This is a genomic window from Gordonia caeni (assembly GCF_039537105.1).
Taxonomy (GTDB): Bacteria; Actinomycetota; Actinomycetes; order Mycobacteriales; family Mycobacteriaceae; genus Gordonia; species Gordonia caeni.
The window spans coordinates 294,655-318,667 of record NZ_BAAAZW010000003.1; the positions used below are offsets into that span (position 1 = coordinate 294,655).

General features: G+C 70.1%; 21 protein-coding genes and 1 riboswitch. Of the genes, 16 read left to right on the forward strand and 5 right to left on the reverse strand.

All coding sequences use genetic code 11. The annotated features are described in order from the left end of the window. The first annotated feature begins 64 nt into the window (after window positions 1-64). The 5 genes from ABD732_RS06515 (at window position 65) to ABD732_RS06535 (ending at window position 6,430) form a co-directional block, all read left to right on the forward strand. The gene (locus tag ABD732_RS06515; protein WP_344781811.1) at window positions 65-2,605 is read left to right on the forward strand and encodes an ATP-dependent Clp protease ATP-binding subunit; all 2,541 of its coding nucleotides are present in this window, start codon (window positions 65-67) and stop codon (window positions 2,603-2,605) included. A gap of 134 nt (window positions 2,606-2,739) precedes the next feature. Continuing rightward, complete coding sequence (locus ABD732_RS06520; protein WP_344781813.1) at window positions 2,740-3,690, forward strand: hypothetical protein; 951 nt, start codon at window positions 2,740-2,742, stop codon at window positions 3,688-3,690. A gap of 107 nt (window positions 3,691-3,797) precedes the next feature. Next, the gene (locus tag ABD732_RS06525; RefSeq protein ID WP_344781815.1) at window positions 3,798-4,868 is read left to right on the forward strand and encodes an alpha/beta hydrolase; all 1,071 of its coding nucleotides are present in this window, start codon (window positions 3,798-3,800) and stop codon (window positions 4,866-4,868) included. Window positions 4,869-4,928: 60 nt separating this feature from the next. After that, entirely contained in the window at window positions 4,929-5,510 is a 582-nt protein-coding gene (locus ABD732_RS06530) for a hypothetical protein (protein ID WP_344781817.1), read from the forward strand. An 11-nt stretch (window positions 5,511-5,521) separates the two neighbouring features. Continuing rightward, a complete protein-coding gene (locus ABD732_RS06535; protein ID WP_344781819.1) occupies window positions 5,522-6,430 on the forward strand; it encodes an SGNH/GDSL hydrolase family protein in 909 nt (302 codons plus the stop codon). A 141-nt stretch (window positions 6,431-6,571) separates the two neighbouring features. Here the strand turns inward: ABD732_RS06535 and ABD732_RS06540 are convergent, their stop codons facing one another. Both ABD732_RS06540 and kstR read right to left on the reverse strand, forming a co-directional pair. Continuing rightward, window positions 6,572-7,984 (reverse strand): acyltransferase, encoded by a 1,413-nt coding sequence (locus ABD732_RS06540; protein ID WP_344781821.1) that lies wholly within the window; start codon window positions 7,982-7,984, stop codon window positions 6,572-6,574. Between the two features lie 76 nt (window positions 7,985-8,060). After that, on the reverse strand, window positions 8,061-8,717 hold the full coding sequence (gene kstR / locus ABD732_RS06545; RefSeq protein ID WP_344781823.1) for a cholesterol catabolism transcriptional regulator KstR: 657 nt from the start codon (window positions 8,715-8,717) through the stop codon (window positions 8,061-8,063). Window positions 8,718-8,844: 127 nt separating this feature from the next. Here kstR and ABD732_RS06550 point away from each other — a divergent pair, with 127 nt between their 5' ends. The 7 genes from ABD732_RS06550 to ABD732_RS06580 all read left to right on the forward strand — a co-directional run bounded on the left by ABD732_RS06550 (window position 8,845) and on the right by ABD732_RS06580 (window position 17,587). Beyond that, a complete protein-coding gene (locus ABD732_RS06550; RefSeq protein WP_344781825.1) occupies window positions 8,845-11,004 on the forward strand; it encodes an acyl-CoA dehydrogenase family protein in 2,160 nt (719 codons plus the stop codon). A gap of 77 nt (window positions 11,005-11,081) precedes the next feature. Then, window positions 11,082-12,158, forward strand: coding sequence for an acyl-CoA dehydrogenase family protein (locus tag ABD732_RS06555; RefSeq protein ID WP_344781827.1), 1,077 nt, complete (start codon window positions 11,082-11,084; stop codon window positions 12,156-12,158). Further along, window positions 12,149-13,309, forward strand: a complete 1,161-nt coding sequence (locus ABD732_RS06560) for an acyl-CoA dehydrogenase family protein (protein WP_344781829.1) — start codon at window positions 12,149-12,151, stop codon at window positions 13,307-13,309. The genes ABD732_RS06555 and ABD732_RS06560 overlap by 10 nt, the downstream gene beginning before the upstream one ends. Beyond that, complete coding sequence (locus tag ABD732_RS06565; RefSeq protein WP_344781831.1) at window positions 13,306-14,304, forward strand: bifunctional MaoC family dehydratase N-terminal/OB-fold nucleic acid binding domain-containing protein; 999 nt, start codon at window positions 13,306-13,308, stop codon at window positions 14,302-14,304. Before ABD732_RS06560 ends, ABD732_RS06565 begins: the two co-directional genes overlap by 4 nt. Then, window positions 14,301-14,723 (forward strand): MaoC family dehydratase, encoded by a 423-nt coding sequence (locus tag ABD732_RS06570; RefSeq protein ID WP_344781833.1) that lies wholly within the window; start codon window positions 14,301-14,303, stop codon window positions 14,721-14,723. The genes ABD732_RS06565 and ABD732_RS06570 overlap by 4 nt, the downstream gene beginning before the upstream one ends. Next, on the forward strand, window positions 14,720-15,901 hold the full coding sequence (locus ABD732_RS06575) for a lipid-transfer protein (RefSeq protein ID WP_344781835.1): 1,182 nt from the start codon (window positions 14,720-14,722) through the stop codon (window positions 15,899-15,901). The genes ABD732_RS06570 and ABD732_RS06575 overlap by 4 nt, the downstream gene beginning before the upstream one ends. Before the next feature lie 63 nt (window positions 15,902-15,964). Next, a complete protein-coding gene (locus ABD732_RS06580; RefSeq protein ID WP_344781837.1) occupies window positions 15,965-17,587 on the forward strand; it encodes an AMP-binding protein in 1,623 nt (540 codons plus the stop codon). Window positions 17,588-17,631: 44 nt separating this feature from the next. Here ABD732_RS06580 and ABD732_RS06585 read toward each other — a convergent pair whose 3' ends face one another. After that, window positions 17,632-18,255, reverse strand: coding sequence for a hypothetical protein (locus ABD732_RS06585; protein WP_344781839.1), 624 nt, complete (start codon window positions 18,253-18,255; stop codon window positions 17,632-17,634). Window positions 18,256-18,318: 63 nt separating this feature from the next. Continuing rightward, window positions 18,319-18,550: riboswitch (cobalamin riboswitch) on the forward strand. A gap of 22 nt (window positions 18,551-18,572) precedes the next feature. Here ABD732_RS06585 and ABD732_RS06590 point away from each other — a divergent pair. From ABD732_RS06590 to ABD732_RS06605, 4 genes are read left to right on the forward strand one after another with little or no spacing between them, the layout of a single operon-like run. Beyond that, on the forward strand, window positions 18,573-19,670 hold the full coding sequence (locus ABD732_RS06590) for an ABC transporter substrate-binding protein (RefSeq protein ID WP_344781841.1): 1,098 nt from the start codon (window positions 18,573-18,575) through the stop codon (window positions 19,668-19,670). After that, entirely contained in the window at window positions 19,667-20,761 is a 1,095-nt protein-coding gene (locus ABD732_RS06595) for a FecCD family ABC transporter permease (RefSeq protein WP_344781843.1), read from the forward strand. Before ABD732_RS06590 ends, ABD732_RS06595 begins: the two co-directional genes overlap by 4 nt. Further along, window positions 20,758-21,579, forward strand: a complete 822-nt coding sequence (locus ABD732_RS06600; RefSeq protein ID WP_344781845.1) for an ABC transporter ATP-binding protein — start codon at window positions 20,758-20,760, stop codon at window positions 21,577-21,579. Before ABD732_RS06595 ends, ABD732_RS06600 begins: the two co-directional genes overlap by 4 nt. Continuing rightward, the gene (locus ABD732_RS06605) at window positions 21,576-22,391 is read left to right on the forward strand and encodes a hypothetical protein (RefSeq protein WP_344781847.1); all 816 of its coding nucleotides are present in this window, start codon (window positions 21,576-21,578) and stop codon (window positions 22,389-22,391) included. Before ABD732_RS06600 ends, ABD732_RS06605 begins: the two co-directional genes overlap by 4 nt. Here the strand turns inward: ABD732_RS06605 and ABD732_RS06610 are convergent. Both ABD732_RS06610 and ABD732_RS06615 read right to left on the reverse strand, forming a co-directional pair. After that, a complete protein-coding gene (locus ABD732_RS06610; RefSeq protein WP_344781849.1) occupies window positions 22,369-23,001 on the reverse strand; it encodes a DUF2461 domain-containing protein in 633 nt (210 codons plus the stop codon). The genes ABD732_RS06605 and ABD732_RS06610 overlap by 23 nt on opposite strands. 10 nt (window positions 23,002-23,011) lie before the next feature. Beyond that, the gene (locus tag ABD732_RS06615; RefSeq protein ID WP_344781851.1) at window positions 23,012-23,941 is read right to left on the reverse strand and encodes a LysR family transcriptional regulator; all 930 of its coding nucleotides are present in this window, start codon (window positions 23,939-23,941) and stop codon (window positions 23,012-23,014) included. Window positions 23,942-24,013 lie beyond the last annotated feature (72 nt).

Sequence of the window (24,013 nt, forward strand, 5' to 3'; positions counted from 1 at the left end):
CGTGACGACCACTACAGTGGAGGCAGATGGCTCGCTGCCGGGGCCAGCAACTTGGAGGAGAACAATGTTCGAACGGTTCACCGACCGTGCGCGCCGGGTCGTCGTCCTGGCGCAAGAAGAAGCGCGGATGCTCAATCACAACTACATCGGCACCGAGCACATCCTCCTGGGTCTGATCCACGAGGGTGAAGGTGTCGCCGCGAAGGCGCTCGAATCGCTGGGCATCTCGCTGGAGGCCGTCCGCAGCCAGGTCGAGGAGATCATCGGCCAGGGCCAGCAGGCGCCGTCCGGGCACATCCCGTTCACGCCGCGCGCCAAGAAGGTGCTCGAGCTGAGCCTGCGCGAGGCGCTGCAGCTGGGCCACAACTACATCGGCACCGAGCACATCCTGCTCGGCCTGATCCGCGAGGGCGAGGGCGTCGCCGCCCAGGTCCTGGTGAAGCTGGGCGCCGACCTGAACAGCGTCCGCCAGCAGGTGATCCAGCTGCTGTCGGGCTACCAGGGCAAGGAGCCCGAGGCCGCCGGCACCGGTGGACGCTCGTCGGACTCCGGCACCCCGTCGACCTCACTGGTCCTCGACCAGTTCGGCCGCAACCTGACCGCTGCCGCCGGCGAGGGCAAGCTCGACCCGGTCATCGGCCGCGAGAAGGAGATCGAGCGGGTCATGCAGGTGCTGAGCCGCCGCACCAAGAACAACCCGGTCCTGATCGGCGAGCCCGGCGTGGGCAAGACCGCCGTCGTCGAGGGCCTGGCCCAGGCGATCGTGTCCGGCAACGTCCCGGAGACGCTCAAGGACAAGCAGCTGTACACCCTGGACCTGGGTTCCCTGGTGGCCGGCAGCCGCTACCGCGGTGACTTCGAGGAGCGCCTGAAGAAGGTGCTCAAGGAGATCAACACCCGCGGCGACATCATCCTGTTCATCGACGAGCTGCATCAGCTGGTCGGGGCCGGAGCCGCCGAGGGCGCCATCGACGCCGCCAGCATCCTGAAGCCGAAGCTGGCCCGCGGCGAGCTGCAGACCATCGGCGCCACCACGCTCGACGAGTACCGCAAGTACATCGAGAAGGACGCCGCCCTGGAGCGCCGCTTCCAGCCGGTCCAGGTGGGCGAGCCCTCGGTGGAGCACACCATCGAGATCCTCAAGGGTCTGCGGGACCGCTACGAACAGCACCACAAGGTGTCCATCAGCGACGGGGCACTGGTCGCCGCGGCGACGCTGGCCGACCGCTACATCAACGACCGGTTCCTGCCGGACAAGGCGATCGACCTCATCGACGAGGCGGGCGCGCGCATGCGCATCCGCCGGATGACCGCGCCGCCAGACCTGCGCGAGTTCGACGACCGGATCGCCGACGCCCGCAAGGAGAAGGAGTCCGCGATCGACGCGCAGGACTTCGAGAAGGCCGCCAGCCTCCGCGACAAGGAGAAGCAGCTGATCTCCGAGCGCGCCGAGCGGGAGAAGCAGTGGCGTGCGGGTGATCTCGACGTGGTCGCCGAGGTGGACGACGAGGAGATCGCCGAGGTCCTGGGCAACTGGACCGGTATCCCGGTGTTCAAGCTCACCGAGGAGGAGACCACGCGTCTGCTCCGCATGGAGGACGAGCTGCACCAGCGGATCATCGGCCAGGAGGACGCCGTCAGGGCGGTCTCGCGGGCGATCCGCCGTACCCGCGCCGGCCTGAAGGACCCCAAGCGTCCGTCCGGCTCGTTCATCTTCGCCGGTCCGTCCGGCGTCGGTAAGACCGAGCTGTCCAAGGCGCTGGCGAACTTCCTGTTCGGCGAGGACGACGCGCTCATCCAGATCGACATGGGCGAGTTCCACGACCGGTTCACCGCGTCGCGGCTGTTCGGTGCGCCTCCCGGCTACGTCGGCTACGACGAGGGCGGGCAGCTCACCGAGAAGGTGCGCCGCAAGCCGTTCTCGGTGGTCCTGTTCGACGAGATCGAGAAGGCCCACCCGGAGATCTACAACACCCTGTTGCAGGTCCTGGAGGACGGTCGTCTCACCGACGGTCAGGGACGCACGGTCGACTTCAAGAACACCGTGCTGATCTTCACCTCGAATCTGGGCACCCGCGACATCTCCAAGGCCGTGGGCGTGGGCTTCAGCTCCGGTGAGGGCGACGGCTCGAACTACGAGCGGATGAAGCAGAAGGTCAACGACGAGCTGAAGAAGCACTTCCGCCCGGAGTTCCTGAACCGTATCGACGACGTCATCGTCTTCCACCAGCTGACGCGGGACGAGATCATGAAGATGGTCGACCTGATGATCGGTCGCGTGGAAGAGCAGCTCCGGGTCAAGGACATGGATCTGGAGCTCACCGAGCAGGCCAAGCAGCTCCTGGCCAAGCGCGGCTTCGATCCGGTGCTGGGTGCACGGCCGCTGCGCCGCACCATTCAGCGCGAGATCGAGGACCAGCTCAGCGAGAAGATCCTGTTCAACGACATCGGGGCCGGCCAGATCATCCTGGTCGACGTCGAAGGCTGGGACGGCGAAGACGACGGCGAGGACGCCAAGTTCACCTTCACCGGTACCGAGCGTCCGCGCGAGGTCCCCGACGCCCCGGTCGAGCTGACCGAGGCCGCCGAGGGCGAGGCCGGCTGACGCACGTCGACTGACGACATCAGGAACGCAGGGCGACCGGACTACCGGGCGCCCTGCGTTCTGTTGTGTGCGAGGATTCTTCCCAACGGGTGACGCGCAAGTGCGTCACCCACTGCGTGGGGGAGTCGAGTTCTATGACGTACGGACAACCGAATCCGGGCGATCCCGGTCAGCACCCGCAGTACGGTGCACCGGGACAGCCGCCGCAGTTCGCCGGTGCGTCCGCGCCCGCCGGTGCGCCGGCCGCCACCGCCGGGCTGCTCGCGCCGACGGGACCGGCGTCGCCGCGTCGCATGATTGTCGGTGCCGTTGCCGCGGTGGCCGCCCTGCTGCTGATCGTGTTCAGCTTTCTCGCCTGGGCGAGTGCTTCGGATACCGAGTCGAATCCGGTGACGGGGGATGTGTCCATCAGCGTGTCGGTGAGCGGCATGGGGTCGGTCGATGCGGACACCGACTTCGAGGTCCCGGACGAACTTGCGGGCTTCATGTCCGAAGAGGAGATGCGGGCGCAGATGAACGAGAGCGCTGACGCGGACACCAAGATGCCGGGCATCTGGACGGTGATCTTCGGTGTGATCGTCGGCATCGGTGCGGTCCTGGTGCTCGTTCGCCGGTTCCCGGGTATCGGTGCGGTGCTCATCGCCCTCGGCGGCGTCGCCGCCACCATCGCGTCCATCGTGTTCATCGCCAATCCGATCGGTGCGGTGGCGAAGAACACGAGCGCGGAAGACCGCGAGTTGTTCTCTGCGGGCTACGGGCTCTGGCTCGTGCTGATCGGTGCCCTCCTGGCGCTGCTCGCCGGTGCCGCGATGCTGGCGCTGACGCTGGCACCCGCCAAGTTCGACGACGCGGGGCCCGCTCCGGCCGACTTCGGTGACCCGGGCCAGTTCCCCGGCCAGCAGCCCTTCCCGGGGCAGCAGCCTTTCCCGGGGCAGCCCCAGAACTTCGGCCAGCAGCCGGGGCAGCAGTTCCCCGGTCAGCCGGGCGGCCAGTTCCCCGGTCAGTCGGGTGGGCAGTATCCCGGTCAGCCGGGTGGCCAGTTCCCGGGGCAGCAGCCGCCCTTCCCGGGGCAGCCGCCGCGCTGATCGGCTGACTGACTGAGCCACGGCCCCCGCCGGAAATCCGGCGGGGGTCGTTCTGACCCGCGAGTGTTACTCTTGGGGCTAATGTTGCAAAAGTGACTGGAGGATCTATGCGCGCGGCAGCTCGCACGACGATGGCTGCGGTCCTGGCCGTGGCCATCGCTGCGCCCGGACTCGCTGCCGCCGAACCCCAGCAGGCCCGCCCCCAGCCGACCGTCCCCCAGCCGGTTGCCCCGCAACCCTCGGGAACCGCGCCTGCGCAGGCCGTCGTGCCGTCGCGCATCGTCTCCGTGGACAAGATCGGTCCCCAGGAGGAGCGCATCGTCGCCTACTCGGCGGCGATGAACCGGAACATCCCGCTGACGGTGCTGCGGCCCCGCGACACCGGCAAGTCTGCGCCCAACCTGTACCTGCTCAACGGCGCCGGCGGCGGCGAAGACGACGCCACCTGGCAGGAGAAGACCGACTACGCGAAGTTCTTCGCCGACAAGCACGTCAACGTGATCACGCCGATCGGCGGGGCCTTCTCGTACTACACCGACTGGGAACGCGAAGACCCGGTGCTCGGTCGCAACAAGTGGCAGACCTTCCTCACCGAGGAACTGCCCCCGCTGCTGGACGAGGAACTGGGATCGACCGGCGCCAACGCGGTGGCCGGCATCTCGATGGCCGGGACCTCGGTGCTGAACCTGGCCATCGCCGCGCCGAAGCTCTACCGCGCGGCGGCCGCCTACAGCGGCTGTGCGCGCACCAGCGATCCCTTGGGTCAGGCCTACATCCGCACCGTCGTGGAAGACCGCGGCCGCGGTGACATCACCAACATGTGGGGGCCGCTCGACGGTCCCGGCTGGCGCGCGAACGATCCGTACCTGAACGCCGACAAGCTCCGCGGCACCAAGGTGTATCTGACCACCGGCACCGGCCTGCCCGGCGAGTACGACACGCTCGGCGCCCGGCTGATCAAGGGGGATCCGGCCGTGCTGGCCGACCAGGTGCTGCTCGGCGGCGCCATCGAGGCCACCGTCTACAGCTGCACCCAGCAGATGCGTGAGGCGCTGGACCGGGCGAACGTCGACACCACGGTCGTCACCCGCCCCACCGGCACCCACTCGTGGCAGTACTGGGAGGCCGATCTGCATCGCACCTGGCCGTCCATCGCGAAGGACCTGGCCCGCAACTGACACCGGCGGTGGCCTATCCTCCTGAAGGTCGGGGGTGGCCCCCGGCCGGAGAGGTGTGTCATGTCTGACTCGGTGCAGACGCCGGTCGCCGGCGCCGGACCCCAGCGCCGGTTCGCCGCCGCGATGATGGCGCTGTCCGGGCTGCTGATGCTGGTCGGCACCTTCACGCCGTGGCTGCGGGTGCTGCCGGGGACGCCGCAGTCGGTGGAGCACGACCCGCACGTCGCCGTCGCGGACCTGGTGACCATGCACGGCTGGCCGGGCACCTCCGGCGGAGTTCTGGCCGGCGGGATCGACCCCGGTTACTGGACGGTGCCGCTCGGCGCGATCCTGTTGGTTACCGGCCTGGCGTTGCTGGCCGGAGTGCGTTCGACGCTCGTCGCGGCCGGGTCGGTGATCGTCGCGGTGATCGCCTTCGTGGTGGTCGTCTTCGCCGTCGCCGATCCGCAGGCCGCTTTCGGGATCGAGAACCAGTGGGCCGTGCCGTACGCCTTCCGGGCGGTGGTCTGGGGGCTGTGGCTGGTCTTCACCGCGAGCCTGCTGGCACTGGTGTCGGCGCTCAGTTCGCTCGCGTTGAACCGGACTGTGGACCGCCCCACACGTCCGCGGGCCGCGGCAGCGCAGTCGACCGATCCTGTGTGACACTGGAGGGCATGCGTGCAATCCCCTTGGGCCGGTTAGCGGCCGCGGTCGCCGCTGGGATAGCAGCGGTCGCAGTGCTGGTCGCGGGACTGATCTATTCCGATTCCTACCCGGCGCCCGCGGAGGCGGGACCGCCCGTTCCCAAGGCGCAGCAGGCGCAACAGGAGCCCGGCAAATACGTTGCGCTCGGCAGTTCCTTCGCCGCGGGCCCCGGTAGCGGGGAGCCGGTCGGCCGGTGCGGCCAGACGCACGACAACTACCCCCGCCGCGTCGCCGACGCACTGAACCTGAAGCTCGACGACGCCAGCTGCTCCGGCGCGGTGGTCGCCGACATTCTGCGGCCGTCCAGCAAGGGCCACCCGCCGCAGATCGAGGCCGTCACCCCGGACACGTCCCTGGTGACCGTCACCATCGGCGGCAACGACGTCTCGTACATCGGCCGCCTGGCCACCTCGGCGTGTGCGAATCTGGCCGCCGGACTGTTCTCGCCGCCGCTGGGCCGCTACTGCAACACCGCCGCCTGGCCGTCGCCGTTCCCGGTCGCCGACCGCTACTCCTCGGTGGAACGCGACCTCGCCGACGTGGTCGCCGCGATCCGCGACCGCGCCCCCGAGGCGCGCGTGGTCTTCGTCGACTATCCGCCGGTGGTCTCGGTGAACGAGGGTCCCTGCCCGGCGCTCCCGCTGGAACCGTGGCAGGTGGCCGAGACGGAATCGGTCGGCGCGCAGCTGGCCGCCGCCACTGCGCGGGCCGCGGAGGCGACCGGCGCCCAGCTGGTCAGCACCGCACAGGCCGGTGCCGGGCACACCGTCTGCTCGGCGGAACCCTGGATCCGGGGCTACGGCCAGTCCATGGCCTTCCACCCGAACTCGGCGGGCAAGGCGGCCGTCGCCGACCAGGTGGTGCGCACCCTGCGCTGAGCGGCCGGCCGAGTCCGCCGTGCGCTTCGTCGGCCACGAACCCAGCGCCCGGCTGCAGACCCAGCAGTCGGCTGCAGACCCAGCTCTCCCGACTGCTGGGTCTGCAGCCGGGCGCTGGGTTTCCGGCGGGCGGGCGCGGTCTCAGGCGGGGATCAGCGGTTCGCTGCGCTGCTTGGCCAGCACGACGAGCGCGCCGACCAGCAGGATCAGCCCTGTCCCGGCCACGAAGGCGCCGATGCCCTGGCCGGTGAACACCTGGACGAGGACGCCGACGACGATCGCGGCGACGGCCACGGGCAGCTGCTTGGCCGGGTTCTGTGCGCGCCAGTCCAGCCGGTTGCGGCCGGTGGTGATCAGGCTGATCGGGCTCAGACGCAGAACCTCCACCAGGAAGACCGTCAGCACGCAGACCACCAGGTACATGACGAAGATCCGCCAGCCGACCCCGGCGTTCCACCGGAGAAAGGCCGGGGTGACGGCGAAGATCGCGACTACGTGCGCCAGGTAGATGCCGAAGGACCGGTCGGCGGCCTTGGCCATCAGCTTGTCCGGGATGGAGCCGGGCGTGCGGCGGTTCTGCCACGCGGTGCCGCCGATGTAGAGCAGCACGATGATGCCGATGAAGGCGAAGGCGTTGTGCACCATGAAGACGTTGGTGGCGCGGAAGACCTCCTCGCCGCCGAGCACCTGATCGCGGTAGTAGACCAGGGTGAGCACGATCGCGACGACCGCGGCCGCACCCAGCTGCCAGCGCCAGCGCTTCATGAAGGCGCTGAAGGCCTCGAAGTGATAGGCGGCCAGACAGCCGGCGAGGACGAAGAACTGGTACGGCAGCAAAGTGATGCCCAGGTAGCGCCACAGCATGCCGGGAGCACCGTCGGCGAAGAGCTCCAGCGGCGGGCGGACCATGTGGTACAGCAGCCAGATGTGGAAGACGCCGGACAGCGCCAGCAGGTAGCGGTGGTATCCCCACGTGCGGCGCAGCACCCAGAGGATCAGCGGGAAGACCACGTAGATCTGCATGCTGACCGACAGGAAGTACAGGTGGTAGGCGGCGTGACCGGTGATGAGGTCGTAGGCGATGCTCTTGAGCGACATCGCCGCGGCGTGCATGTCGCTGAAGGCCGCTTCGACATCGCCCCAGCCGCCCCGGCGCCACCGGTTGTAGACCCAGTAGAACAGTGACCAGGCCACGAACGGCAGACCGATCAGTTTGAACCGTCGCCGCCAGAACGTGGGCGCGTGCAGCTCCCGGTTGCGGTACTGGAAGGTGAGGACGAAGCCGGTGAGGGCGAAGAAGCAGTAACGCGTGTATCGCAGCAGCAGGCCGACGCCCTGGGCGACCAGTTCGGCGTTGGTGGCCAGCGCCAGGATGACGTGATCGAGGACGACTCCGGCGAACGTGACAAGCCGGACGAAGTCGATCTGATAGAGGTGTTTGTCCTTCTTGCGGGGCTTGTCCTGCGGCGTTTCCGGCGCCGGCGCCGGGTGCTCGTCGCCGGTCGGCGGCGGCGTCGCCGCGGGTGCCGGACGCGAGTCAGCAGACGAGTTCATGACGGGACACGTTACCGGTGCCGGGCCCCGATTCCGTATTCGGTGGGGTGTGCCCGGCTGCAGTCTCCGGGGACGGTCACCGGTCCAGCAGCAGGCGAACGGTCTGTGCCATGCGGTTGGTCACATCGGTGGCCGACGCGCGCCGGGTGAGCCACTGCACCAGGTTCGACATCCACACGTCCGAGATCACGCGGGCGATGGCCAGTTCCTGCTCGGTGGGCTCGGCACCGGGATCGGTGGACTCCATCATCGCGCCGGCGAGCAGGCGGTCGATGATGGCGGCGACCTGATCGACCTCGCCGGCAGCCGAGGCGTCGGCGAACATGAAGGCGCGGGTCATCGCCTCGGTCAGCAGCGGGTCGCGCTGCATGTAGTAGGTGATCATGTCCAGGACGTTGCTGAGCCGTTCGATGGGGGTTCCGCCGGGCAGCTGCGATCGATCGGCGCGGGCTTCGACGCGCTCGAACTCGCGGGCCAGGGCGGTCACCAGCAGGTGCACCTTGGACGGGAAGTAGCGGTAGAGGGTGCCGACGGCGACTTCGGCCTTATCGGCCACGGCACGCATCTGCACCGCGTCGTAGCCGCCCTTGGAGGCCAGCGACAGGGTGGCGTCGAGGATCCGGCGGCGGCGCTCGCGTTGCGCGGCGGACCCCACCTCGGCGCCCGAGGTCGCAGCGACCGCCGGGGGTGCCGGGATCGCGGTGTCGGTGTTGCTGGAACTGGAAGCAGCCATGCACGCGTCCTCACTCGATCGGCGGAGACGAATGCCGGTTGGCGCCTCCCCAGGTATTGGTGTACACCCTAGACTAACTAGAACAGGTTCTATTTGTCGGTTCAAGCGCAGATGCAGAGGAACAACCGTGACAAACACCACCTCGATCGAGCAGCAAGCGGTCAGCGATGCCATTTCGGGCTGGGCACAGGCGCGCGAGGTGCGCGAACTGGTCCGGGCCGATCTCGACACGCCGAACGCCGCGTGGCGACCGCTGTGGGAACAGATCGCCGATCTGGGCGTGTTCGCCGCCGGCGTGGACGAGGAGTCCGGCGGCGCCGGTGGCACCTTCGCCGACACCGCGGCGATCCTCTCCGCGTGCGGCGCCGAGCTGGTCCCGGGTCCGCTGACCGCATCCGCGGCGGCCGCCGCGGCCCTGGCCGCGCAAGGGGTGCCGGTCGCCGCGGAACTGCTGGCGGGCGAGCGTCCGGCCGTGATGCCGGCGGCCGCGGTCGCCACCGGCGACCCGGTCGAGGTGCGCGACGGGGTGGCCGACCTCGGCGTGGTGCCGGGTCACGTCCCGGATGCGCTGATCGTGGCGCCCCTGACGCTGGACGGGCACACCGGATGGTTCGCGGTGGACGGGCATGTGCGCAGCGCCGAGCCGGGCGGCGCCGTGGACGGGACAGCCACGCCGGTCCGCGTGGTCCTGGAAGACCTGCGTGCCGGTGACCTGATCGCGATCGACGACGGCGAGGCCCTCCACGCCATGGTGATCGGGGCGCTCGCGGCCTACCAGGCCGGAATCGCGCGGCGGACCCTTGACCTCGCGGTGGACTACGCCAAAGTGCGCACCCAGTTCGGGGTGCCCATCGGCTCGTTCCAGGCCATCAAGCACCTGTGCGCGGAGATGCTCTGCCGCGCCGAGCAACTCGCGGCCGCCGCATGGGATCTGGCCGGCGCGATCGACGACGACCGTGCGGCCGGCGGAGCCGGTGGCCGGGACCAACTCCAGTTGTGCCGGCTGGCGGCGGCGGCGCTGACCGCCGAGTCGTCGGTCGACAACGCCAAGGACGCCATCCAGGTGCTGGGCGGGATCGGCTTCACCTTCGAGCACGACGCCCACCTGTACCTGCGGTCGGCGATGGCGGCGCGAGCGGTGCTGCGCGGTGGAACGCCGGCCCGGTTGGCGCTGGCCGACCTGGGGCGCCGCGGGGCGCGCCGCGAGTTCGCGATCGATCTGGCCGACGTCGAACACCGGCGCCCGGAGATCGCGGCGCTGGCCGAGCGGGTCGCCGCGGCCGGCGAGGACGGCCGGCGCGGCGAACTGGCCCGCAGCGGCCTGCTGATGCCGCACTGGCCGTCGCCCTATGGGCTGGCCGCCGACCCGGCCCTGCAGTTGCTGATCGACGCCGAACTCGACCGGGTCGGGGTGCGGCGGCCCGATCTGGTGATCGCGGGCTGGGCGCTGCCGACCATCCTGGAGCACGGCACCGACGCGCAGCGCGAGAAGTTCATCGCCCCGACGCTGGCGGGCGACATCACCTGGTGCCAGCTGTTCAGCGAGCCCGAGGCGGGCAGCGACCTGGCCTCGCTGCGCACCCGCGCGGTTCGCGTCGACGGCGGCTGGGAGCTGACCGGCCAGAAGATCTGGACCTCGCAGGCGCACGACTCGCAGTGGGCGGTCTGTCTCGCGCGCACCGACGGCGACGCCCCCAAGCACAAGGGGATCACCTACTTCCTGGTCGACATGACCAGCCCCGGCATCGACGTGCGGCCGCTGCGAGAGATGACCGGCCGGGCCCTGTTCAACGAGGTCTTCCTGGACGGTGTCGTGGTTCCCGACGAGTACGTGGTGGGTGAGGTGAACGGCGGCTGGCGCCTGGCCCGCACCACCCTGTCCAACGAGCGCGTCGCGATGGGCGGCGCGGGGCTGGGCAAAGAGGTCGACGCGCTGCTGCGCCAGCTCGACGACGCCGGAACGGTGCTCGGCGAACGCGACGCCGACCGTCTCGGCGGCCTGATCGCCGACGCGCACATCGGCCGCGTGCTCGACGCCCGCGCGCTGACGCAGCGGCTGTCGGGAACCGATCCGGGCGCCACCTCGAGCGTGCGCAAGCTGATCGGCGTGGTCCACCGTCAGGCGGTCCCCGAGTTCGCGCTCGACCTGCTGGGGCCGGACGCGCTGTTGCCGAGCGCCGCGAGCGAACTCTTCCTGCTCAACCGCTGCCTCTCGATCGCCGGCGGCACCACGCAGATCCTCCGCTCGGCGGCGGCCGAGCGGATTCTGGGACTCCCCCGCGGATGACCCGCTAAAGTAGAACCTGTTCTAATATAGAACGTGTTCTCATAAGGCACGGCGGAGACTTTCGAATGGAGGCGCGGGTGGATTTCACCCCGGACGCGACGGCCGCGGCGGTGGCCGAGGCGACGCAGGAGGTTGTGGGACGGCTGGCCCCGGAGTGGACCGACAGGTTCACCGAGGACGGCTTCGACGCGGCCGCATGGCAGGCGCTCACCGGCGCCGGACTCACGGTGCTGGCGTTGCCGGCAGCCCACGGCGGCGACGACCTCGGCGTCGAGGCGCTCATCCCGCTGGTCACCAGTGCCGGCCGCGGCGCCGTGGTGACCCCGCTGATCGGCACCCTCACCGGTGCGGTGCTGCTGGCGCACAGCGCGGCGGCAGCCGGCCGCTGGGCGGCGGCCGCCGCCGACGGCGGCTGGTACGCCGTCGCGCTCGGCGAACGCGGCGAGGCGCTGGGCGCACCACTGCAGACCCGACTGGACCGGACGTCCGGCACCACACTGCTCACCGGCGTCAAGACCGGAGTGGCCTTCGCCGACGGTGCCGCGGCTCTGCTGGTGGGGGCCGACGGCGGCACCGCGGTGGTGGATCCGCGCGCCGACGGCGTCACGCTGACCCGCACCTCGTCGTCGTCCGGGGCCGCCGAGTACACGGTGGCCTTCGACGCGGTGGCGATCGACGACGCCGACGTGCTGGCCGGGGACGCCACGGAACTGACCGCGCTCTACCGCGTCTTCCTGGCCGCCTACGCCGACGGCCTGCTGGCCGGTGCGCTGGCGATGACCGCCGAGCACGTGACCGGCCGCGAACAGTTCGGCAAGCCGATCGCCGCCTTCCAGGCGGTCGGTCAGCAGCTGGCCGACATCTACGTGGTCTCCCGGACCCTCAACCTGATCGCGACGTCGGCTGCCTGGCGGCTGTCGGCCGGGCTCGACGCCGCCGAAGACCTCGCCACGGCCGACTACTGGCTGGCCGCCGAACTGCCGGCCGCCCTGCGCGCCATGACGCACCTGCACGGCGGCGTCGGCGTCGACATCACCTACCCGCTGCACCGCTACTTCTCGCTCGCCAAGGATCTGGCGCGCGTGGCCGGCGGTCCCCTGGGCGCATTGGATGTGCTCGCGGACGTCACCGTCGAGGAGGCGGCGTGTTCCTAGACCTGACCGACGACCAGCGGGCGCTGCGCGACCGGTTGCGCTCCTACTTCTCCGGGCTGATCAGCCCCGAGGACGAGGTCGCGATGCGCACCGACCGGCACGGCGCCGCCTACCGTGCCCTGATCAAGCAGCTCGGCGCCGACGACCAGCTCGGCGTCGGCTGGCCGGAAGAGTACGGCGGCAAGGGCTTCGGCGATTTCGAGCAGCAGATCTTCACCAACGAGGCGGTGCGCGCCGACGTGCCGTTGCCCGCGGTGACCCTGCAGACCGTCGGGCCGACGCTGCAGCGCTACGGCACCGACGAGCAGAAGGCGAAGTTCTTGCCGGCCATCCTGACCGGCGACGTCCACTTCGCGATCGGCTACACCGAGCCGGAGGCCGGCACCGACCTGGCCTCGCTGACCACCCGCGCCGTCCGCGAGGGCGACGAGTACGTGGTGAACGGGCAGAAGATCTTCACCACCGGCGGTCACGACGCCGACTTCATCTGGCTGGCGGTGCGCACCGATCCGGAGGCGCCCAAGCACAAGGGCATCTCGATCCTCATCGTCGACACCACCGATCCCGGGTTCTCGTGGACCCCGATCATCACCGCCGACGGCGCCCACCACGTCAACGCCACCTACTACAACGACGTCCGGGTACCGGTGTCGATGCGGGTCGGCGAGGAGGGTGACGGCTGGAAGCTGATCACCACCCAGCTCAACCACGAGCGCGTGATGCTGGGACCGGCCGGCCGCATCGGCGGTCTGGCCGACCGGCTGCGCGCCTGGGCGGGCGAGGCCACCTACGACGGTGCACCGGTGATCACCCAGCAGCCGGTGCGCCGCGCCCTCGCGCAGATCGGCGCCTACGAGCGGCTCAACGAACTGCTCAACTGGCAGGTCGCCTCGAGCGGGGAGATCTCGATGGCCGACGCCTCGGCCACCAAAGTCTTCGCCACCGAGCGGCTGCAGACCATCTACCGCCTGATCGACGACGTGGTGGGCACCTACGGCGACTTCACCGACCCGGCCACCGCGGAGTTCGTCGACTGGCTGGACATGCAGGCCAAGCGCAACGTGGTGATCACCTTCGGCGGCGGCGTCAACGAGGTGATGCGCGATCTGATCGCGACCGCCGGCCTGGGCCTGCCGAGGAGTAAGCGATGAGCGGCACCGGCGCGGCGCCGACCGCAGACCCCGCACGCATCCGGTCGGCCGCCGAGGAGATCATGGCGGCCGGCCCCAGCGCGCCGATCGCCGGCCGTGACCCGATCAACCAGCCGATGATCCACAACTGGGTCGAGGCGATGGGCGACGACAACCCGATCTACGTGGACGAGACCGCCGCGCGTGCCGCCGGGCACGACGGCATCGTGGCCCCGCCGGCGATGGCGCAGGTGTGGACCATGCGCGGCCTGCACGGGGTGCGCACCGCCGACGATCCGCTGGGCCGGGCGAGCGAACTGTTCGACGAGGCCGGCTACACCTCCGTCGTCGCCACCAACTGCGACACCGTCTACCACCGCTACACCCGCCCCGGCGAAGAGGTGACCCTGTCGGCCGAGCTGATCGACGTCACCGGGCCCAAGCAGACCGCGCTGGGGGAGGGCTGGTTCTTCACCACCCGCAACACCTGGCGCGCGGGCGGAGACGTGGTGGCGGAGATGGAGTTCCGCATCCTCAAGTTCCGTCCGGGCACCGCTGTACCGGCGGCACCGGCCGCGCCCGAGGGGCTGGATCCGGCCCGGCTGATCCGGCCGTCCGTCTCCCGTGACACCGCCTTCTTTTGGGACGGCGTCGCCGCGCACGAGCTGCGCATCCAGCAGCTCGAGGACGGCGGCCTGCGGCACCCGCCGATCCCGGCGACCTGGAAGGCCAAGACCGACGACGGCACCTACCCGCCGACCGACTACGTGGTCGCCGCGGGCACCGGCACCGTCTACAGCTTCGTGGTCCACCATGCACCGAAGGTTCCCGGCCGTGACCTGCCCTTCGTGGTCGCACTGGTGGAACTCGACGAGGGCGTCCGCATGCTCGGACAGCTCCGCGGCGTCGCCCCCGAAGACGTCGCGATCGGCATGGAGGTGCGCGTCGAGTTCCTCGACTTCCCGGCCACTGACGACGCCGACGCCTGGACCCTCTACGCCTGGAGTCCCCGATGAGTGAAACGACCGCGACGCCGCCGGAGGTCATCTCCGTCGGAGACGTCTTGCCGCCCTTGACGATCGAGGCCACCCCGACCTTCGTCGTGGCGACCGCCCTGGCCACTCGCGACTTCCAGGACGTCCATCACGACCGGGATCTGGCGCACGCCAAGGGATCGAAGGACATCTTCGTCAACATCCTCACCGACACCGGACTGGTGGAACGCTTCGTCACCGACTGGGCCGGGCCGCGCGCGCGGATCGGCTCGATCGAACTCAAGCTCGGTGTGCCCTGGTACGCCTACGACACCCTCACCTTCGCCGGTGAGGTCACCGCCGTCGACGGCGACGCCGTCACCGTCGCGGTGACCGGCACCAACGCCCTCGGCAAGCACGTGATCTCCACGGTCACCTTCACCCGGGAGGGGCAGCGATGAGCGAGCGGACACTGTCGGGCAGAGCGGCCATCGCCGGCATCGGCGCCACCGAGTTCTCCAAGGAGTCCGGTCGCAGCGAACTACGCCTGGCCGCCGAGGCGGTCAACGCCGCCCTCGCCGATGCGGGGCTGACGCCCGCCGACGTCGACGGCCTGGTCACCTTCACCATGGACACCAATATGGAGGTGGCGGTCGCCCGCGCCGTCGGGATCGGCGAACTCAAGTACTTCTCCCGCATCCATTACGGCGGCGGCGCGGCCTGCTCCACCGTGCAGCAGGCGGCGATGGCCGTGGCGACCGGCGTGTGCGACGTCGCGGTGGCCTACCGGGCCTTCAACGAGCGGTCCGGTCTGCGGTTCGGCCAGGTCAACTCGGCGGTGGCCAACCAGGAGAACTCCTCGGGCACCGACAACGCCTTCTCGTACCCGCACGGCCTGTCGACTCCGGCGGCCTTCGTCGCGATGGTCGCCCAGCGGTACATGCACGAATACGGCGCCACCAGTGAGGATTTCGGGCGCATCGCCGTGGTCGACCGCAAGCACGCGGCCGTCAACCCGAACGCCTTCTTCTACGGCAAGCCGATCACGCTGGAGGATCACCAGGCCAGCCGCTACATCGCCGAGCCGCTGCATCTGCTCGACTGCTGCCAGGAGTCCGACGGCGGCGTCGCGGTCGTCGTCGTCTCGCCCGAACGCGCCCGGGATCTGCCGCAGCGTCCGGTGACGATCGCCGGTGCGGCCTCGGGCAGCGGGCGCGACCAGTTCATCATGACCAGCTACTACCGCGACGAGCTCGCGGCGCTGGAAGAGATGGGGCTGGTCGGCCGGCAGTTGTGGGCGCAGGCCGGGATGTCGCCGGGCGACGTCGACCTGGCCATCCTGTACGACCACTTCACGCCGTACACGCTGCTGCAGCTGGAGGAGCTCGGCTTCTGCGGCCGCGGCGAGGCCAAGGACTTCGTCCGCGAGCCCGGCGCCCTGGAGGTGGGCGGCAGGCTTCCGCTCAACACGCACGGCGGCCAGCTGGGCGAGGCCTACATCCACGGAATGAACGGCATCGCCGAAGCCGTCCGCCAGCTGCGCGGAGATTCGGTGAACCAGGTCGACGGCGCCTCCGCGGCGCTGGTGACCGCGGGCACCGGCGTCCCAACCTCCGGCCTCATCCTGACCACCGACTGATCTACTCCAGCCCCGACCACCCACCAGCCCCCACCGGCCCGACCGCCTCCCAAGGAGATCGCAATGAAGTTCAACCTGGCCACCGTTTTCGAGACCGTCGCAGACGCGGTTCCCGACCGGGTCCTGCTGAGTTACGACGGTGAAGGTTTCACCTACGCCGACCTGGACCTGCAGATCAACCAGGTGGCGCACCTGCTGGCCGCGCACGGTGTGGGCCGCGACGACAAGGTGGCGCTGTACCTGAAGAACAGCGTCGAGCACGTGACCGCGCTGCTCGGCATGCTCAAGATCGGTGCGGTTCCGGTGAACATCAACTACCGGTACACCGAGCCGGAGCTGGAGTACATCTTCGACAACTCCGATTCGGCGGCGATCATCGTCGAACTGCCCGAACACCAGCGCATCCTGGCCAATCTGGTCTCCAAGCTGCCCGAGCTGCGCACCGTCTTCGTGATCGGCGACGTGACCGACGAGCTGGCCGCCGCCGTCGGCGAGCAGCCCGGCGGCCGGACCGTGGAGCTGGTCGACTTCGCCGAGTGGGCCGAGCAGTCCACCGAGCGGGACTTCCCCGAGCGCACCGGCGAAGAGCTGTACCTGATCTACACCGGCGGTACCACCGGCTACCCGAAGGGCGTCATGTGGCAGCACGACGACTTCTTCCGCAAGCCGATCTCCGGCGGCAACCCGTACGGGCCGCCGCGGGAGAGCTACGAGGAGCTGGCCCGCGAGGTCCAGAACTTCCCGTCGCTGTCGTTCCTGATCGCCGCTCCGCTGATGCACGGCGCCGCCTCGTACTCGCTGTTCACGTTCCTGAGCCTGGGTGGCCGGCTGATCCTGGAGCGCGACTTCGATCCGGAGAAGATCGTCGCGAACATCCCGCGCGATCAGACCCAGATGATCCTCATCGTCGGCGACGCCATGGGCATGCCGCTGGTGGAGGAGATGGAGCGGCGCGCGGGAGAGGTGGATTTCTCGACGCTGTTCTCCATCGCCTCCGGCGGCGCCATCTGGAGCAAGAGCGTGCGCGACCGCTTCCTCGCGGTGAAGCCGGAACTGATGCTGCGCGACAACTTCGGTGCCTCCGAGTCCGGCAACGACGGTGAGATCGTGCTCGACGAGAACGGCAACCTCAAGGTGCCCGACACCGCGCGCATGATGGTGGTGGACGAGCGGTTCAACCGGATCACCACCCCGAACGAGGTCGGCTACATCGCCCGCGTCGGCAACATCCCGCTCGGCTACTACAAGGATCCGGAGAAGACCGCGCGCACCTTCCCGACCATGGAGGACGGCACCCGCATCTCGGTGCTGGGCGACATGGGCTACGTGCACGACGACGGCGGCATCGTCTTCCTGGGCCGCGGCAGCCAGTGCATCAACACCGGCGGCGAGAAGGTGTACGCCGAAGAGGTGGAGGCCGCCCTGCACGGTCACCCGGCGATCTCCGACGCCCTGGTGGTGCCGGTGCCAGACGCCAAGTACGGGCAGGCCGTCGCCGCGGTGGTGCAGATCGCCGAGGACGAGACCGAGCCGAGCCTGGAGGAAGTGCAGGAGTTCTGCCGGCAGAGCCTGGCCCGGTACAAGGTGCCGCGCAGCCTGGTGGTGGTCGACGAGGTGCGCCGCACCCCGGCCGGCAAGGCCGACTACCGGTGGGCCAAGGCGGCCGCGGAGGCCGTCACCGCCTGACCCGGACCCGAAAGCCCCGGACCCGAACCTGAAGACCCGGGACGTCAGAGCGCGGCCAGTGCGGCGCGCACGGCGTCCCGGGTCTTTTCGGCCGACCGCTGGTGCCGGCTCAGCGCCTCCCAGTGCGGGCCGAGATCGTCGCTGCGTTCGGTCACCAGGACGGTGCCCATCCGGTCGAGCAGGGCGCGGTAGCCGCGCCGATGCCACTGGTCGACCACGGCCAGTGCCAGCCGCGGCAGATCCGCATCGGTGGGCAGCGGCCACGGTCCGGCCGGATTGGGGGAGGCCAGCTCCATCAGCAGGTTCCGGAATCCGGCGGTGGTCTCCGTGACGGCGAAGGCGCTCGCCAGGTCGCCGGGAGCCAACGGTGCGCCGGCGTCGACGGAATCGATGATGCGCGCGAACACGGCCCCGTGGTCGGGCAGGTAGAACAGCGGTGCCGACGAGGCGATCACCCCCGGACCGTCGCGCGCGCCGACGTCCCCGACGAGCGCGTGCACCACGGCCGTCGTCAGGTCGGCGGGCGCCCAGATCAGTGCGGTCAGGGCTTCACGCTCGACGGTGATCGTCGCCTCGATCTCGTCGATGTCGACCGGCACCCCGAGCCCGGCCACATCGTCGTGCGAGGTGACGGTCTCGAGTTCGGGCCGCCGGTCGGCGTCGGACATGGGTCGATCCTGCCAGGAGATGATCGCCGGGGTGGCCTGATGGAGGAGTCGTCGGGGCGGTCGATAAGATCCGGAATGACCGGTACGCCGGGGGCCCACGGCCCGCGGCGTCGCAAGAGGGAATCCGGTGAGAATCCGGAACTGTCCCGCAGCGGTGAAAGGGAACGACGCCGTCATCGAGCACTGGGTGCCACGCACCCGGGAAGCGACGGCGAAGGAGAACCGCGGACGTCCGCCACGAGCGTGCCCGCGACATGCCCCGAGTCCGAATACCTGCCGGTGCGTACACCTACGTGAGGCCGAGGAGCCACCGACAAATGAAGAACATTCAGCGCCGGACGACGTCGATCGTCCGGCCCCTGGTCATCCTGCTCGCCCTACTGCCGGCGATCGTGCTGGCCGGCTGCTCCATCCCGGACCGGCCGGACGAGGCGGCGACGAGCATCGAACTCGTCGATGACGCCGGGCGCACCGTCGAACTGAGCGGACCGCTGACGAAGGTCGTCGTCGCCAACCGCTACAACGTGGAACTCATCCGGGCGATGGGGTCGATCGACACGGTGGCCTCAGTGGACACCAACACCGCCCAGGACCGCGCCTACTGGCCGCAGTTCGATCCCGATGAGGTGATCGGCAAGGGCCAGAGCGACCTGAACCTGGAGAAGATCATCGAACTGGCGCCCCAGGCGCTGATCCTGCCCCGGAACGGCTCGGTGGACGAGTACGCGGCCAAGCTGGAGCCGGCGGGAATCAAAGTGGTCACCGTGACGGGCTGGGACAACGCGGAGCTGCCCAAGCAGATGGACATCCTGGGGCGGGCCCTCGGCAACGAGGACGGCGCCCAGAAGGTGACCGACATGTTCACCTCGGTCTCCCAGCAGATCACCGACGCCGTCGGCGATCAGCCGCGCAAGAGCGTCTACTGGGAGTACGGCGACCCGTTCACCACCGCCGTTCCCGGCACGTCGAACGACGGCTGGCACCAGATGGTGGTCCTGGCCGGCGGCACCAACATCTTCGCCGACGCCGACCCGGCCGGAGCCGCCGTCGACCCCGAAGCGGTGCTGGCCGCGAATCCGGATCTGATCGTCAAGACCACGTCGGGGGGAGCGCTGAAGAACACCGGCGTGTACACGCCGCCCGCAGCCGGTGACTTCGACGCCATCGGGGCTGAGATGACCTCCCGGCCCGGCTGGACCGGCCTCGACGCCGTGCGCAACGGCAACGTCCACTTCCTGACGGGCTTCGCCGGCGGCGGCCTGGGCAAGGTGGTCGGCTCGGCCTACGTCGCCAAGTGGCTGTACCCGGAGCACACCGCCGACTTGGACCCCGACCAGGTCTTCGCCGACTGGATGAAGCTGCAGGACATGGCTCCGGTCGACGGGCACGTGCACACCCTGCCCGCCATGCGGTGACCGGCGGAACGGCCGCCGCCGACCCGGCGACCGAACTCGCCGAGGTCCGTCGGGTCCTGGCGGGGCGTGCCCGGCGCCGGTGGTCGATCCTGGCGGCCGCGACTCTCGTCGCGGTGGCACTGGCCTGGCTCGGCACCGTCCACGGGATCACCGACATCACCACCGGGCGGCTCGCGGCCACCCTGCTGCCGGGGGCCGACCGGTGGGCGCAGCCGCTCGACTGGTCCGAGTGGACCGCGCTGGTCGACCTGCGGCTGCCGCGGATCGCCATGGCGATCGCGGCGGGAGCGGGGCTGGCGTGGTGCGGCTGCGGCATGCAGATCATCACTGGCAACCCGATGGCGAGCCCGTTCACCACCGGCATCTCCAATGCCGCGGCGTTCGGCGCGGCCCTGGCGATCCTCGGGACGTTCACCATCGCCGGCTCGGCGATGACGGCCACCGTCGTCATGGCCTTCGTGATGGCGGCCGCGTGTTCGGCAGTGGTGATGGGACTGGCGTCGATCGGCCGCATGGGCCCGACCATCCTGATCCTGTCCGGCATCGCGCTGAGCTACCTGTTCGCGGCGGCCACCGCCGTCCTGCAGTACGTCAGCGACGAGCAGGACCTGTCCGCGATCGTCCGCTGGACCTTCGGCGACCTCGGCCGGGCGAACTGGTCGCAGATCACTCTGGTGGCGGTGATCGTGGGCGTCGCCGGCGGATTCATGCAAGCGCGTGCGGGGTGGTACATGCGCATGGCCGCCGGTGACGAGACCGCGTTCAGTCTCGGGGTCCCGGTCCGGCGGTTGCGCACCCAGACGATGGTGCTGGTGACGCTCGTGGCCGCGACCGTCATCAGCATCACCGGGGTGATCGGCTTCGTCGGCCTAGTGGCGCCGCACATCGCGGCGCTGCTGGTCGGCGCGGACGAACGGTATCGCCTGCCGCTCGCCGGGGTGGTAGGTGCCGCGCTGGTCCTCGGTGCCGATCTCGTCGGCCGCACGATCGTCAGCCCGGTGATCGTGCCGGTCGGCATCGTCGTGTCGTTCCTCGGGGTGCCGATGTTCCTGTGGCTGATCATCCGGGAGGGCGCATGGTCACGCCGGTGAGCGCGCAGGGACTGCACGTGCGCGATCTCGTGGTGGCGCACGGGCGCCGGCGTCGGCCTGTCCTGGACGGCGTGCGACTCGACCTCGACCCCGGTCGAGTCCTCGCGGTGATCGGCCCGAACGGCGGCGGCAAGTCGACACTGCTCAAAGCGGTGCTGGGCATCACGCCGCCGCGCCGGGGCGCCATCCTGGTCGACGGTGTGCAAACGCGGGGCATGGCGCCCGCGGCGCGAGCACGGCTGCTGGGCTACGTCCCGCAATCGGAGTCGGTACCGGGATCGGGTCTGACGGTGGCCGACGCGATCGCACTGGGGCTGCCGCGCGGCGTGCGCGGGCCCGCGGCCCTGGAACGGATCGTCTCGGCCGCCGACCGGGTGGGGATCGGTACGCGGCTCGACGATGCGCTCGCCGACCTGTCGGGCGGGCAGCGGCAGCGCGCGCTGATCGCACGGGCCCTGGTGACCGGTGCGCCGTACCTGTTGCTGGACGAGCCGGTGGCCAACCTGGATCTGCGCTACCAGCTGCAGATCATGGGCATTCTCGGAGAGCTCGCCGACGCCGGGGCCGGTGTGCTCGTGGTGCTGCACGACCTCAACCTGGCCTCGGCGCACTGCGACGACGTGGCTCTGGTGCACGCCGGCCGGATCGAGCAGCTGGGGCCACCGCGCGAAGCGATCACCGAAGAACTGGTGCGCACCCTGTACGGCCCGGTTGCCCGGCTCACCGAGATCGACGGGGACCGCTACCTGCTCCCGCAGCGCACGCGCACTGCAGAACCCCGGCCGCCGGGCGGCGGCCGAGAAAGAAGCCGATCATGACCGAATCGTTGCCGGAGTCGCTGCGGGCCCTGCGGAAGAGCATTCCGGCGGTCCGCGTGGAATGCGCGGCCGATCCGGCCGATGCCCAGCGGCTCCTGCACGACGGCACCGACATCGAGGGGGAAGTGACGGGCTTTCGTGCGGCCGATCTCGTGGACGGCTCGGCGGCCGGAGAGTTGATCGAACTGCACGCCAGGCATCGGGGCATGCCGGTCGGCAGGCACGCGGCCTCGCTGGTCTTCCAGCGCTACAGCCACCGGCTGTGCGGGGCGGGTGCGCTGGCGTGGGTGGAGTACGGCTGGGTGCCCGATCTGACCGCCGACAACGTGGGGGTGCGGTTCGTCGACGGCAGCCCCCACACCGTCGTCCTGTCCCGGCCGCGACTGGCCGGGACGACGGCAGAGGACCTGGTGCGCATCGTCGTCGATGAGCATCTGCTGCCTGTCGCCCGGGCGATGCGCAAGGCCGGAGGACCGGGACTGCCGAACCTGCTGGGCAATGTGGCGGCCGGATTCGCCGGCGCCTTCCGGACGATGTCGCGGGACCGCCCGGCCCATCTGGTCGCCGAACGCGCGGAGTCGGTTCTGGGCGTAGACCCGCGACTGGAACGCGGCGGCAGCTTCCGGACACTGCTCGGGCCGCTCGGGGAACGGCTGCAGTACGACCGCGCGAGCTGCTGCCACTGGTATGCGGCGCCCGACGGGAAGTACTGCTCGTGGTGTTCGCGGCTGAGCCACGACGAGCGGACGGCGCGCTTCTGCGCGAACATGGCCGACGAAGCCGGTGCGGTCAGCTCCGCCCGTGCTCGGTGACCCAGTCGATCAGCGGGGCCAGTGAGCGCCAGTCGGAGCGGACCCGGTCGACCAGTGCGGGGGTGTGGATCACCTCGTCGAAACCGTAGTCGCGCATCGCGGTCAGCGACTTGTAGCGCAGCAGCTCGATCCGCGGATGGTCCTTGTCCCAGCCGCGGGGTGCGGTCTTGAGACGGTCGCCGCCGATCTCCCAGCCGGTCGCGGTCAGCGACGCGAGGATCTCCTCGAGCTCGGCGCCGCGGCGCGGGTGATCCATGGCGGTGCGCAGGGCGGCCAGCCGGTCGGGCTCGGCGTGGTAGAAGCCGCCGCCGGCGCGGAAACCGGGCGCGCGCAGTTCCACGTAGTAGCCGGTGGCCGGGGCGGCGGCGACGAAGGCGCCCTGGTGCGTCTTGTACGGGGTCTTGTCCTTCGAGAAGCGGACGTCGCGGTAGGGGCGGAAGATCTTGGCGGTGCCGAACTCGTCGGCGAGCTGATCGGTCAGCGCCGTCATCGGCGCGGCCACCGCCGTCTTGTAGACCTCCTTGTTCGCCTCCCAGAAGACCTTGGAGTTGTCGATCTCCAGATCGTCGTAGAAGTCGAGGGCCGCCTCGGGGAAACCGTCGAAGGTCATGGTTGTCAGGCTACGTTCCGGCGGCGGTGAGTAGCGCCTCGCGTTCGAACGCTGCGGTCAGCACCGGAGCCGGGTCGGCGTCCGCGCGCACCAGCGCGACCCGGGTGCCGAGCGGGCCGGCAGGCCCCTGCGGCCCCGCCGCGAGAGGGCACGTCGTGATCTCCGGTGGCACGGCGAGGGTGTCGAGCCAGGCCTGCGGCACGATCGAAGCCCAGCGGCCGGTCCAGATCAGGGCGATCAGCGCGGCGATCGAGTCGGCTTCGATCCGCGGATCCAGGTGAACGCCTGCGGCGGACGCGGCGTCGTCGATCAGGTCGCGGCCGCGCATCCCGGGGTGCAGCAGGCACAGCGGCAGCCCGGCGATGCGGTCCCACGGCGCCTCCTGCGCCGCGGACGGCGGAGTGTCGTCGTCGCGGATCAGGTCCGTGTGCCCGATCAGCACCAGCTGTTCGCGGTAGAGCCCGGTGACGACCATTCCGGTGGTGTCCAGCCCGCGCGGATAGATTAGGCCGGCGTCGAGCTCGAAGCGGCGGATCCGCTCGAGCACCTCAGCCGACTGCAGGCCGGTGGCCAGGTCGAGCTGCACCTGCGGGCGGTCGGCGCAGAACCGGTCGATCAGGGCGGCGACCGCGGTGACGGCGCCGGGGATCACGCCCAGCCGCAGCCGTCCGGACAGCCCCTCCCGCAGTGCCGCGGCCTGCAACTCCATCGAGTCCCGGTCGGCGAGCAGCCGGCGCGCCCACTGCGCCAGCTGTTCTCCCTCGGGAGTGAGGCCCTCGAAGTTCTGGGCGCGGCGGATCAGCGGCAGCCCCAGTTCCCGCTCGAGTTTCCGGATCGCCTCGGACAGCGCGGGCTGGGACACGTAGCAGGCCTGCGCGGCCCGGGCGAAATGCCGCTCCTGGGCGACGGCGACGAAGTACTCGAGCTGACGGAACAGCATGACGACGTTCTACCACGCGGATCATGTACTCGTCACCGGCGGTGATAGGCAGCGCCGATCGGCTGGTCGAGA